This window comes from Pelagibius sp. Alg239-R121 (assembly GCF_947331435.1).
In the GTDB taxonomy this organism is placed as follows: Bacteria; Pseudomonadota; Alphaproteobacteria; order Kiloniellales; family Kiloniellaceae; genus Denitrobaculum.
The window spans coordinates 111,164-124,074 of sequence record NZ_CAMZOF010000008.1 but is presented as its reverse complement, the minus strand read 5'-3'; the positions used below and the strand labels follow the sequence as shown (position 1 = coordinate 124,074).

Genomic DNA, 12,911 nt, shown 5'->3' with positions numbered 1-12,911 from the left:
GCCGCCTTCTTTTTCTAGGTGCGCTCGCTATGCGCCTTTCTCAATCGGCAGGTCACCAGCGGTTCCCCATTCGGCCCAGGATCGGTGATAGACTCTCACCTTCGGGTATCCGAGTAGTCGCAGTGCAACGTAACTATGGGACGAGGCCAACCCGGTCTGACAGTGAATGACCACGTTGCGGTTACCTGTCACGCCCTGCGCTGCGAAGTGAGACGCAAGACTAGCCGCTGACTTGTAGAAGCCGTCGTCTGTGAGATTGCCCTTCCACGGCACATTCTTTGCCCAGGGAATGTGGCCCTTCTCATAGAGCTTGATGGGCCGCACATCGATGACCACTGAATGGACGTCGTCCTGGCGCTCAAGGATGTAGTCGGCTGCAGCGTATCTGCGGGGCGACAGAGCGGAGACGAAACGCGCAGTTTGATGTTCCGCGACCTCTTTTGAAAGGCTGTGGCCAGCCGCCGTCCAGGCGGTAAGCCCACCATTGAGCACGCTCACCTTCCGGTGCCCGTAATATTCCGTAAGCCAGAACATCCGTGCGGCGTGGAATCCCGCTTTGTCATCGTAATACACGACGCGCGTATCTGCGTTGATCCCGAGCGAACTTAGTATGTTCACGACCTCTGGCTGGGATTTCAGCGCCCCTTCAATCGGCGAACCGGAATCAACAACTTCATTGGGGTCAAGATGCCGCGCGCCGGGAATATGGCCGGCAGCGAATTCCTCTCGCGGTCGGACGTCAATCACAATGACTTTCTTTTCGGCAACGCCGTTTCCAGTCATCATTGCGAGTTCGTCCGCCCCCATCAGAAGTTCGGGGTTGGCATAGTCGCCGGCATTAGCACAGGCGGCTGTCGCCAACGTCGTTCCGAGCATCGCGCCAAAGAATATACTGCGTTTTAGAAAATTGAACATATCGATGTCCTTTTATAAATCTGTCTGAAATCAGTTACCTGGGCTGTCCCACGATCCGCAGATAGGGACGCGGCGCGGTCCAGCCTTCCGGAAAGGCTTTGCGGGCGTCTTCGTCGGAGACAGACGGCACGATGATGACATCTTCCCCCTGGCGCCAGTTGGCCGGTGTTGCAACTTTGTGCCGGGCAGTCAGCTGAAGGCTGTCAATCACGCGCAGAATTTCGTTGAAATCCCGCCCGGTGGTCATGGGATAGGTGATCGTCAACATGATCTTCTTGCTGGGATCGATCACGAAGACGGAACGTGCCGTCGCATTATCCATCGCGGTCCGGCCGTCCGCCTTACCTGCAGCTTCAGCCGGCAGCATGCCGTAGAGCTTCGCCACAGCAAGATCGGAGTCTGCGATTAACGGATAGTCAGGCGTAACACCCTGAGTAGCCCGGATGTCTTCCGCCCATTCTCGATGCGCTTTGACCGGGTCCACGCTGAGGCCGATCACCTTGACTCCGCGTTTGGTAAACTCGGGATGAAGCCGCGCCATGGCACCGAGCTCCGTTGTGCAAACCGGCGTGAAATCCTTGGGGTGAGAAAAAAGAACGCACCAATCGGAACCGATCCATTCGTGAAAGCTGATCGGGCCCTTGGTCGTCTCGGCCTCGAAGTCAGTTGCCATATCGCCGATCGTCAGAGTCATAATCCTTCCTTTCGTTGCTTTGAGGTCTCCGGTCCCGTCCCAATTGAGAGGCAACAGGAACCGCTGCCACGAGACTTACGCGCAGCGGCAGCCAAAGACCTGAAAGAGTTCGGAAGGTTTGCTGAAAACTGGTGGGATCTACCCGGCGCCGATTGCGCGGGCGGCTTTTCGGAATCGCTCGTTCTGGTTCAAGGCTACCAGTGACGGTTCTGCCAACAGCCAATCCTTATGCCGCCAACCCAGATCGACCACTTTTTCGAAAGCTTCGGAGGCGCCGTCCAGGTCGCCAATTTCAGAGAGCGCAACCACATCATAGAACTGAAGTGGTGAGCGATATCCTTCCTGCGCATTCAAGGCTCGCAGGCAGTTCTCGTGATCCCCTAGGAGTGCATAGATTGGCCCCAACGTATTCAGCGCCCGGGCTTCCGTGGGATCGACGGCGAGATGAGAATGGATACGCTTCAGGCAGGCTCTTGCGTTCCGGCGACAACGGTCGGGATCGAAAACCGTGGCAACGCGTGCGGCGAGGTAGAGCGATCGCAGGTCGTCTGGATCGAGCACGGCTGCCCGCTCAGCAAGACTGGCAGCCGCCCTGTAATCCTGCATTGCCAGCAGTGTGCGGGCGCCCAGATAATGCAGTTCGCTGTCGTTCGGGTCGCGCGCCAAGCCTTGCGATAGCGCTGCTCGGACCCTGTCCGCATTTCCGAACGCGCCTTGCGCGAAGGCCATCGAGGCGTAGCAAATACCCATATCCGGGCGCAGCTTCAGAGCCGTTTCGGCGTGGCTCAACGCCTTGACCAGGCCGTCGCGTTCACCGCGCTGATACAGCCAGCGATAACAGAGGGAAATCGAATATTCCGCATGTCCTAACGCAAACTTGGGCGCTCTCTGAACGGCCGCGAGTGCCAGCCGCTCGGGCTCCATGAAGCCTTCCCGACCGCCGCGCGACATAGCAGACCGGGCATCGATGCAGAGCCGGTAAGCCTCAAGGTCGAAACAATCACTGGCATCGATCAGGAGCGAGGCATCATCAGCAGCACCATAACGAGCAGGTGCGTTCAGCCGGTAGCCATACTTCGGGATCGTTTGGATAATACGGTCTGGGCCGCGCCGATCATCAAAGATTCGTCTCAGCTCGGTCACCGCTTGCGTCAGGCTTTCGTCGCCTACGGTAACCTCTGGCCAGACGGCATCCAAAAGCGCGTCTCTTGAAATGACCTCACCACCTGCAGCGGCGAGAACTTTAAGCAACCTGCCGGCACGCGGACTGAAGCGCTTGACCTCTGTTCCATCACTCACACTGCGGCTTTTCAGATCGACGTGCCACGTACCCACGTGAAAGGACGACTCTGTCAAATCGAGGCTCTCTTGCCTCGAAGGCATCTTCGCACTGGCCATCCGCTACAACCCGAAATAATCCCGCACTTAACTCACACATTTACCATTTCGTGAATTAATTGAACGTATACGAATATTCCAATCACGTGTCCGTGATCGCTGTGCCTGTAAGCCGCAAAGAGAGGGACCAGGAATGTTGGTCTGAAGGCGCAGGCGAAACCTACTGCAATGCTTCGTAATCGCCGACCAACAGCCGATGTTTCAGTTCGTCCTCTTCGATCTCGGGGAAGCGTCCGATAGGATTGAGGAAGTAGTTGTCGACGTGGTCGTCGTTGACCGTCGAAACTTCGCCGACTAAGACGTCGTCCTTTTCACCCCAGAAAGCATGGTAGACTCGCGGCAGCAGTGTGACGCTCTCACCGGGCTTCAGGCGCAGGATGTCGCCAGGCGCGAAGGTCCGTTCGACGCCGTCCGTGTAGACTGTGACTTTGCGTTCCCGATCCAGTTCGCCGTCGTCGTTCGAATGATAGAGCTTTACCGCCAGGTCGCCACCGCCACGGTTGATGATGTCCTCGGCCTTGGCCTCGTGATAATGCATCGGCGCGAGCTGATCCTTTTTCGAGATCATGATCTTCTCGGCATAGAGCATGCCTTTGCCGGCGCTCAGATCTTCCTGACGACCATTGCGCACGGTGAAGAGGAAGAGACCGGTCTTACCATAATCCCCCAAGCCGTAGTCGGTGATGTCCCAACCGAGACCAGCGCGGAAGATTTCTCTACAGCTTTCCGTGCGTGCGGCCCATTCGTCCACGCTCCAATGGGCGAAGGGCGGCAGGACGAAGCCAAAGGATTCAATAAATGACTGTCCCTGACGGACGATTTCATTGATTTCAGAACGTTTCATGGTTCCATTCCCAAGTTCGAGCCTTATTCAGACCCGGTCACTTCCATATCGAAGACGAAAATACCGTCGATGCCACCTTGCGCCGCCGCAACGATTTTTGCGCCGATCGCCTGATGCTGGGCATCGCTCAGATAGGTATCGCGGGCTGCAGCGTTTGCGAAGTTGACGATAAATCCTTCACTGTGGCCTTTATCCAGACCTTCCGGACTGACGTTCGCGCCAATCTCGATCCCGAGGAAACCCTCGAGATGATCTTGAAGTTTCGCGAGTCCTTCATTGATCTCACGCTTTGAAGCCTCGGTCGTCTCCGCTTTATAACGAACAAAGACACAGTGTCTGATCATGAGACCTCGATCCTCCGGCCCTCTTCGCTTGAACGTTTCGCGGCCTCGATCATGCGGATCGTTTCTCGCGCTTCTTCGGCCAGAACCGGCGCGCGGGCACCGCGCTCGATGGCTTCACGAATGCCGCGATAGTAGAGATGATGCGCTCCGGGAACGCTAGGTTCTCGGCGTGCCACAGGCTGGCCATCGACCAGGGTCGTGACCTCTGCCCAGTGATCTTCCGGTTCGATGCCATATCCAGAATCCGCGGGCGTCAATCCGCTGCGCAGTTGGGATTCCTGAACATCCATGTACCGCTTGACGAAGGATCCTTGAGAACCATGGACGGCAAAGCGCGTCGAAAAGTCCGGTGCCAGATAAGCCGCGAAGAGATCGATACGTTTCTTCCCTTTCCCCATGCGGATATGGAATCCGTCCTCAACCCTGCCGCCAGGCCGCTGCACCGTGATATCTGCGCTGATCCAATCGGGCGGGCCGAACAAGACGAGCGCCTGATCGATCAAATGAGCTCCAAGGTCATAGTGAATGCCTGTTGCAGGTGCCGGTTTGTCGCGCCAGGCTTCGGTCACATTGGGGCGGAAGAACTCGAAATGGGCACGGTAGGAGTAAATCTCACCGAGCGTCCCGGTCGCGACCAGTTTACAGAGGGTGAGAAAGTCTGAGTCCCAACGCCGATTCTGAAAACAGGATGCAATCCGGTTCGCCTTCTCAGCAGCCACGATCACAGCGTCCGCTTCGGCAGCAGTTGCGGTAAAGGGTTTGTCCGAAACCACGTGCTTCCCGGCCGTCAAGGCCTCGAGCATCAAAGGCGCATGCTGATCGCTGGGCGCAGCAATCACAACCAGATCGACGCCGTCATCGGCCAGCAGTTCCACCGCTGTGGCATAGACCCGCACATTTGGATGATCGTGTTTGATCTGATCCACCCTCGAAGAAACCACCGCGACCAGATCCAGCCCTGCAGCGGGGAACAAGGGCGCATGAAAAACACTGCCTGCAAGGCCGTAACCAATCAAACCGACACGTACCGTCATGAATTCTGATCTCTCTACCTTGGTCAGGCGATTCTGAGTTCGGTCGCCGGGTCAAAGAAATGAATCTTGCCCATGTTGAAGGCGAAGGGCACATCTTCGCCGACCGATAGTCCGGTGGCGTTACGCATCCGGCCTGTCACTTCCTTGCCGCCCAATTGGGTGACCACGAAAGTATCGGCGCCGGTCGGCTCGACCACCTCCACACTACAAGGCGCTTGCGCGATGTGTTCCGCTTTGGGATCCGCGCCGTCGAGATCGGTTATGTCTTCCGGTCGGATACCCAGGACTACGGATTTGCCGCTATAACTCTGCAGGGATGACGGCGGTTGAGGTACAGGCAGTGACAAAGAACGGTCGCGTTGTGGGATTTCAACAGCGAGAGTGCCGTCCCCATTGGCAATCTTAGCATCGATCAGGTTCATGGTCGGCGAACCCATAAAGTCGGCGACGAACATGTTTGCTGGCTTGGAGTAGACCTCATCCGGTGTTCCCACCTGCTGTAGGACACCATCCTTCAATACCGCGATCTGAGTTGCCAGGGTCATGGCCTCGATCTGGTCGTGGGTCACATAGACGATGGTCGTGCCCAGCTTCTGGTGCAGCCGCTTGATCTCGGTACGCATGTCGACGCGCAGCTTGGCATCCAGGTTCGAGAGCGGCTCGTCGAAGAGGAAGAGTTTCGGGTCCCGAACCAGCGCCCGGCCCATGGCAACCCGCTGACGCTGACCGCCGGAAAGCTGCCCCGGGCGCCGTTTCAGCAGATGTTCGATTTGCAGCATGGCGGCGACACCTTCGATCGCTTTTTGCCGATCGGCCTTGGACACACCGCGCATCTCCAGCCCGAAAGCGATGTTCTCACCCACGGACATCGAGGGATAGAGCGCGTAGGATTGAAACACCATGGCAATATCGCGTTTGGAAGGGTGCAGGTCGTTCACCACCTTGCCGTCGATACAGATCTCCCCCGAGGTGATGCCCTCAAGGCCGGCGATGGTGTTCAGAAGGGTCGACTTACCACAGCCGGATGGTCCGACCAGGACGAGAAAACCACCTTCTTCGATCGTGATGTCCACACCCTTGAGGACTTCGACGGCACCGTACTGTTTATGCAGACGATTGATCTCGAGAAACGCCATAGCAAATCAGCCTTTCACCGCGCCGGCCATCAGACCACGCACGAAGTAACGTCCGGAGACGACATAGACAATGAGAGTGGGCAGCGCGGCCAGGATCGCGCCCGCGAAATGAACGTTGTATTCCTTCACACCGGTCGAAGAGCTGACCAGGTTGTTCAGCGCGACCGTCATGGGCTGACTATCAAAGTCTGCGAAAGAAGCGCCGAACAGAAAGTCGTTCCACACGTTGGTGAACTGCCAGATGACGGTCACCACGATAATCGGCCCGGAACTGGGCAAAAGAATGCGCCGGAAAATCCGAAAGAAACCGGCGCCGTCGATCGTCGCCGCCCGGATCAGTTCCGTCGGAAAGGCGTCGTAGTAGTTCCGGAAGAACAGTGTGGTAAAGCCCAGGCCGTAAACCACATGCACCAGCACTAAGCCCGAAGTCGTCCCTGCCAGATCGAGCAGTCCCAGGATCCGTGCCATGGGGATGAGCACGATCTGAAACGGAATAAAGCAGGAGAAGAGCATCAGACCGAAGACGATCCGATGTCCGGGAAATTGCCACTTGGTCAGAACGTAACCATTGATCGCCCCCAGAAAAGTCGAGATGGCCACCGCCGGAATCACCATCACCAGAGAATTGACGAAATAGGGCTTGAGTCCAGTCGGCTGAACCCCGATCTGTGCCTCGCCCCAGGCTTGTATCCAGGGTTCGATGGTAAAGGCCTGCGGAAAGGCCAGCATATTGCCCTGGCGGATCTCATCCAGCGGCTTGACTGAATTCACCAGCATTACAAAGAGCGGGAGCAGATAGAACACGGCGAAGACAATCAGGACCGAGTAGATCACCGCCCGGGCAATGGCTCCGGTCCGCAGTGCAGTGTCTTTCGACGCGGCGCTCATGATTTTTTCTCCCGCAACTCGCTGTAGAGATAAGGGATAATGATGGAGGCGATCATCATCAGCATGATCACTGCTGAGGAAGCACCGATGCCCATCTGGTTCCTTGTGAAGCTATAGGAATACATGAAAGTCGCGGGCAGTTCGGTCGCCCGCCCGGGTCCGCCGTTGGTCAGGGCGATCACGAGGTCGTATGCCTTGATCGCCAAATGCGCCAGCACGACGAATGCCGAAAGAAAGGCCGGGCGCAGCATGGGAATCACGATGCGCCGGTAAAGCTGCCAGTTCGACGCACCGTCGATCTGTGCGGCCTTCAGAATCTCGTTATCGATCCCGCGCAGGCCCGCGAGGAACATAGCCATCACAAAGCCGGAGGATTGCCAGACCGCGGCAATGACGACCGTATAGATCGCCATTTCGCGGCTCTTGATCCAGTTGAAGGAAAAGGACTCCCAGCCCCAGAGGTGCATCACATGCTCAAGGCCAATGCCCGGATCCAGAAACCACTTCCAAGCGGTACCCGTGACGATGAAAGACAAGGCCATGGGATAGAGGTAGATCGGTCGCAGCACGCCCTCCCCCCGGATCTTCATATCCAGCAGGATCGCGAGGCCAAGGCCGATTACCGTACAGATAACGATGTAGAGAATGCCAAAGATCGCTAGATTCTTCAGAGCGATCGACCAATGCCGAAGATTAAAGAGCTTTCCGAAATTCTCCAGCCCGACGAACCCAAACGACGGCAGCATCCGCGAGTCGGACATAGAGAGATAGCCCGTAAAGACTATGAAGCCATAGACGAAGAGCAGGATCAGCACAAAGCTCGGTGAAAGCACGAGCCTAGGCAAATATGTCTGGAGTCTCTCGATCATCTCGATCGCAACCTCAGATGTCGCTCGGGCAAGCGCCAGCCTTGCCGGCATCAGCGCTTATCCAAACAATAGGGTATTTAGCGGCGATGGATGCCGGCATTCGGGGCATCCATCGCCTTATCGGACCGGTGCGCTTATTGCGCGCCTTCGACGGCAGAAACCAGCTCTTCAACGGCCTCGGCAGAATCAAACTCTCCGTTGAAGTGCGCCGTGACAACATCGTAAATGCTGTTCTTGACCGCTGCCGGAGAAGCATGCCCGTGTGCCATTGAGCCAAAAAGCTTGCCGGATGCATTGGCTTCGGCCAACTCCTTCATCCCCTTCTTGCCGCAGGCGTCAAAGGCTTCGTCCGAAACGTCGGTTCGCGCCGGAACTGATCCCTTGACCACGTTGAACGCGGATTGGAACGAAGGTGCCATGATCGAGCTGGCTAATTTGACCTGTGCATCCCTTCCCTCTTCGCCGATTGAGAACATGGCGAACTGGTCAGAGTTGAAGGTAACCGTTCCCTGCGTATCCGGGAAACGGAAGCAGAGGAAATCCTCGCCGGGCTTCAGGTTTGCCTTCAGGAACTCACCCTTGGCCCAGTCGCCCATGAACTGAACACCGGCTTTGCCTTCGATAACCATCGCCGAGGCCAGGTTCCAGTCACGGCCGGAGAAGTTGTCATCGACGTAGGAGCGAAGTGTCGCCATCCGGTCAAAGGCTTCTTTCATCTGATCCGAGCCCAGGGCCGCCGGATCAAGATCGACGAATGCCTTCTTATACAAGTCCGGCCCGCCGACCGACATAACCACGGCATCGAAAATCGTCGCATCCTGCCAGGCCTGGCCACCATGCGCGACCGCCGTGTAGCCAGCTGCTTTGATTTTATCCAGTGCGGCAACCAACTCGTCCCAGCTCGCCGGCTGGGCAATACCCAACTCGTCGAAGATCTTTTTGTTGGCCCAGACCCAATTGGTCGAGTGCACGTTCACCGGCGCTGAGATCCACTTGCCGTCGTGCTTGGCAAAACGCTGCAGCGCAGCTGGAACCACGTCGTCCCAACCTTCCTTGGCAGCCACCGAGTTCAGGTCCGCAAGCGCACCTTCGGCTGCCCAATCCTGGATATCGAATCCGAGCATCTGAACCGCTGTAGGCGCATTCCCGGCCGTGACTCTTGCGCGCAGCACTGTCATGGCTTGTTCGCCACCGCCACCGGCAACCGGCATGTCTTTCCAACTGACGCCGTTACTCTCGAGATCTTCCTTCAAGACGTTTAAGGCACTCGCTTCACCACCGGACGTCCACCAGTGTAGTACTTCGACCGAGCTGTCCGCGGCCGAAGCAACGCCTGCGCCCGTCATGATTGCGCAGACGGCAACACCGCATGCCAGCTTGGATAGGGTACGCTTCATTTTCTCTTCCTCCCATTGTCGGCGTGGCGCTGGATTAGTTTTGAAGAATCCAGGCCTTATGAAATCTGTAACGTTACAGGCCGATCAGGTCAATAGCCTCAATTCTAGACGCTTAAACAGTAAGTTCTCTATCCGACTGTTATTGTTATTTTTTTTATATATTTCTCGAAACACACAAAAAACTACTTTCCGAATCAGGATTGCAATCTGTAACGTTACAGGTATTCTGATCGTCTAAATTCGACAGCGAAAGGTCCGTCCGTGAACGACAAAACGCCAGGTGATTCGCTGGAAATTCCAGCTCCCCGGTCCCTGTCGCGCAGTGGCGGCGAACGCGGCAAACGGCCGACCTTAAAGACCATCGCCACCATCGCGGGCTTAGGCGTCACCACCGTGTCTCGTGCTTTGAAGGACGGATCTGAAATTGCTGAAGAGACCAAGCGCAAGGTCCGCGAGATCGCGCGCGAAGTCGGATACTATCCGGACCGCGCCGGAGTCCGGCTTCGGACCGGTAAAACCAATGTCATCAGCCTGATACTCAACCCCCACGAAGAAGTTGTCGGCTATGGCACATCGATCATTCTCGGCCTCTCTCAGGTTTTAAGCAGCACGCCCTATCACCTGGTTGTCACGCCGCACTTCCTCAACGCCGATCCAATGGATCCAATCCGCTACATTACCGAAAGTGGTTCAGCGGATGGTGTCGTCTTTTCCCGCACAGAGCCTCTGGATCCGCGAGTTCGCTATCTAATGGAGATCGATTTTCCCTTCGTATGTCACGGGCGGACTGAACTTGCCTCTGCGCACCCCTATCATGACTACGACAACTACCAATTCAGTCTGATCGCAGCCCGGCGTCTGATCGAAAAAGGGCGCAAGCGACTGGTTTTGATTGCGCCGCCTGCAGTCCACACCTTTCACCAACACATGACCCACGGATTCATGACCGCCGTACGTGAAGCCGGCGTCGAACGGATCGAACTTCCTCAGGTTGACCTGGACAGCACCTCCGAAGGAATCAGGGCCGCGGTTCGTGAACTCGCCAAGCAGGGGGAGCGACCGGACGGATTTGTCTGCGGCGGCGAGGTCTCCGCAATCGCCTTGATGGCCGGACTATCGGATGCGGGTTTAAAAATCGGCGACGACGTCGATATCGTCGCCAAGCAAACCTCAAGTATTTTCAATCACTACCTGCCGCAAATTGACACGATCTACGAGGACCTCACGGGGACCGGTAGAGAGCTGGCTAACATCCTGTTGCGGCGTCTTCAGGACAAACCTGTCAACTCTCTGCAGTCCATCGGAATGCCGGAGCAACGGTTTCGGACCGCTACGGCCGGATAGCCAATCCGACAACCTGTGGAACACGAAATTCATTTGGTCCCCTTGCGGGCACCGCTCTCCGGGAGGAAAGCATGGAAGACTCGATCAAATCGCAAATTGTGGAAGCCAAACGCCAGTTGCGGCGCGACAAGGATAGGCTGCGCACCGCCTTTCACGAACTCGACGATGCTATGAAAGCGGAAGCCGACAAAATCCAGGCCACGGTCGCCGCCGGCCGCCCCTGTATTCCGGAGCTCGACTATGCGGCGATACGGAACGGCGCCGTTTCTGACGACACCCGTGCCGAGATACGGCAACGCGGTGCGGTCGTGATACGCGGTGTCTTCGAACGAGCGCGGACCGAAGATTGGAACGAGGAACTCAGCAACTACATCACTGAGAACGGCTACTACGAAAAAGAAGTCGAAAAGCGCGGCCTGGATAAATACTTCAGCGGTCTCGCCTCAGGCCGTCCGCAGATCTTCGGCATCTATTGGTCCAAGCCGCAGGTGATGATCCGTCAAAGCGAGACTATGGCCGATACCAAACGCTTTTTGAACCGTTTGTGGCAAGTCGATGGTCCGGGCGGCCAGGAGTTCGATCCCGACAACGACTACACCTACGCCGACCGGACCCGCCGCCGCGAACCGGGTGACAAGACGTTGGGCCTGTCCCCGCATATGGATTCAGGCTCATATGAGCGCTGGACGGATCCGGCTTTCCAAAAAATCTACCAGTCGGTCTTTGCCGGCGACTGGCGGAGTTACGACCCCTGGAACGCCAGCCAAAGAACAAAGACCAAAGAATTTCCTTCTCCCGCCGTCTGTTCGATGTTCCGCACCTTCCAGGGCTGGACCGGACTGACCCCGCAGGGACCGAACGACGGTACCCTGCAACTCGTGCCCATCGCCAATGGCATCGCTTACATGCTTCTGCGCGCCCTGCAAGACGACGTCTTCGAAGACGATCTCTGCGGTGCCCTGCCAGGCCGCGCGCTGGGCGCAAGCAGGGAATGGCACCCCTCTCTGATGGAAGGTTTGGTCTCTATCCCTACCGTTGAGCCGGGCGACACAGTCTGGTGGCATCCGGATATCATTCATGCGGTAGAGGACGAGCACCACGGCGCAGGCTATTCGAATGTGGTTTATGTGGGGGCGTCTCCGCGTTGCGAAAAGAACGCGGTCTATGCCCGGCTGCAGGCCCAGGCCTTTTTAGAAGGCCGAAGTGCGCCTGATTTCGCACCGGAAGATTACGAAATCGACTTTAACGGACGCGCAACCCTCGATGACCTGACTGATTTGGGCCGTGCACAGATGGGGTTGTAAGTCTAAAAACATCGCGATTTCAGAAGCTTGTCGCTTAACATTTCACTTTGATCTTAATCGATCATCCTGCTGTAGGCGCCGCGGAAATAGAGCAAGGGCCGGGAACCTGCCGGGCCCAAAGCAAGTTTGGTTACGAGCCCGACCAGAATAATGTGATCACCCGCATCATGTATCGCATCGAGGGCGCATTCCAGATTGACCAGACAACCGGGCAGGATCGGCGCGCCGCTCTCCCAGACCTCATAGGCCACGCCGTCCCACTTGTCGGGATGGGGGCTGGCGAAGCGCGTGGAGAGGGCCTCCTGTTGTTCAGCCAAAACATTAACAACGAAATGCTCGGCTTTCTGAAAACAGGTAAAACTGAACGCGGCTCTATCAATGCAGAAGGACACCAGCGGCGGCTCGAGCGAGACCGAATTGAACGAATTCACGGTCACGCCGCGGGGCAGGCCGGCGTCATCGAGCACAGAGACAACCGCAACGCCGGTCGCATAGCAGCCGAGGGCTGTCCGATAATCTTTTGAATCGAACGTCATCGATCTCTTCTTATCCGCTGTTAATCGCGCATCGATACAGCACGGCGCCAAAAAAATAAATATCTTACCTTTCGCCACTCCGGAAACCTTCCGGCATACAAATGCCACGGAGATGCGAACCAGAGGTGTGCCGATGGCAGGCTGCACGGCGAACTATTTGGCAAGCGTAAGACGAGTTGCGGGCATCCGGCCGCGCGCTTAAGCTCCC

13 protein-coding genes are annotated in these 12,911 nt (G+C 56.9%); 2 read left to right on the top strand and 11 right to left on the bottom strand.

Going from position 1 to position 12,911, the window contains the following annotated elements:
- Nucleotides 1-27 precede the first annotated feature (27 nt).
- From QMZ18_RS24800 to QMZ18_RS24755, 10 genes are all read right to left on the bottom strand, one after another.
- On the bottom strand, nt 28-915 hold the full coding sequence (locus QMZ18_RS24800; protein ID WP_282609060.1) for a sulfurtransferase: 888 nt from the start codon (nt 913-915) through the stop codon (nt 28-30).
- Nucleotides 916-949: 34 nt separating this feature from the next.
- Nucleotides 950-1,609: a peroxiredoxin gene (locus QMZ18_RS24795; protein WP_282609059.1), complete on the bottom strand. Its 660-nt coding sequence runs from the start codon at nt 1,607-1,609 to the stop codon at nt 950-952.
- Nucleotides 1,610-1,747: 138 nt separating this feature from the next.
- Nucleotides 1,748-2,965 (bottom strand): winged helix-turn-helix domain-containing protein, encoded by a 1,218-nt coding sequence (locus QMZ18_RS24790; protein WP_282609058.1) that lies wholly within the window; start codon nt 2,963-2,965, stop codon nt 1,748-1,750.
- Nucleotides 2,966-3,167: 202 nt separating this feature from the next.
- Entirely contained in the window at nt 3,168-3,851 is a 684-nt protein-coding gene (locus tag QMZ18_RS24785; RefSeq protein WP_282609057.1) for a D-lyxose/D-mannose family sugar isomerase, read from the bottom strand.
- Nucleotides 3,852-3,874: 23 nt separating this feature from the next.
- The gene (locus QMZ18_RS24780) at nt 3,875-4,195 is read right to left on the bottom strand and encodes a Dabb family protein (protein ID WP_282609056.1); all 321 of its coding nucleotides are present in this window, start codon (nt 4,193-4,195) and stop codon (nt 3,875-3,877) included.
- Nucleotides 4,192-5,229, bottom strand: a complete 1,038-nt coding sequence (locus QMZ18_RS24775) for a Gfo/Idh/MocA family oxidoreductase (RefSeq protein WP_282609055.1) — start codon at nt 5,227-5,229, stop codon at nt 4,192-4,194. The genes QMZ18_RS24780 and QMZ18_RS24775 overlap by 4 nt, the downstream gene beginning before the upstream one ends.
- Nucleotides 5,230-5,252: 23 nt before the next feature.
- Nucleotides 5,253-6,365, bottom strand: coding sequence for an ABC transporter ATP-binding protein (locus QMZ18_RS24770; RefSeq protein ID WP_282609054.1), 1,113 nt, complete (start codon nt 6,363-6,365; stop codon nt 5,253-5,255).
- 6 nt (nt 6,366-6,371) lie between these two features.
- On the bottom strand, nt 6,372-7,253 hold the full coding sequence (locus QMZ18_RS24765) for a carbohydrate ABC transporter permease (RefSeq protein WP_282609053.1): 882 nt from the start codon (nt 7,251-7,253) through the stop codon (nt 6,372-6,374).
- A complete protein-coding gene (locus QMZ18_RS24760) occupies nt 7,250-8,122 on the bottom strand; it encodes a carbohydrate ABC transporter permease (RefSeq protein ID WP_367575960.1) in 873 nt (290 codons plus the stop codon). The genes QMZ18_RS24765 and QMZ18_RS24760 overlap by 4 nt, the downstream gene beginning before the upstream one ends.
- Before the next feature lie 134 nt (nt 8,123-8,256).
- Entirely contained in the window at nt 8,257-9,519 is a 1,263-nt protein-coding gene (locus QMZ18_RS24755) for an ABC transporter substrate-binding protein (protein ID WP_282609052.1), read from the bottom strand.
- A 261-nt stretch (nt 9,520-9,780) separates the two neighbouring features.
- Between QMZ18_RS24755 and QMZ18_RS24750 the strand changes: the two genes are divergently transcribed.
- Together QMZ18_RS24750 and QMZ18_RS24745 are read left to right on the top strand one after the other, a co-directional pair.
- A complete protein-coding gene (locus QMZ18_RS24750) occupies nt 9,781-10,863 on the top strand; it encodes a LacI family transcriptional regulator (RefSeq protein WP_282609051.1) in 1,083 nt (360 codons plus the stop codon).
- A gap of 71 nt (nt 10,864-10,934) precedes the next feature.
- Nucleotides 10,935-12,167, top strand: a complete 1,233-nt coding sequence (locus QMZ18_RS24745) for a YbiU family protein (protein WP_282609050.1) — start codon at nt 10,935-10,937, stop codon at nt 12,165-12,167.
- Nucleotides 12,168-12,220: 53 nt separating this feature from the next.
- On the opposite strand, the gene QMZ18_RS24740 is transcribed toward QMZ18_RS24745, so the two are convergent.
- Nucleotides 12,221-12,703 (bottom strand): flavin reductase family protein, encoded by a 483-nt coding sequence (locus QMZ18_RS24740; protein WP_282609049.1) that lies wholly within the window; start codon nt 12,701-12,703, stop codon nt 12,221-12,223.
- Nucleotides 12,704-12,911 lie beyond the last annotated feature (208 nt).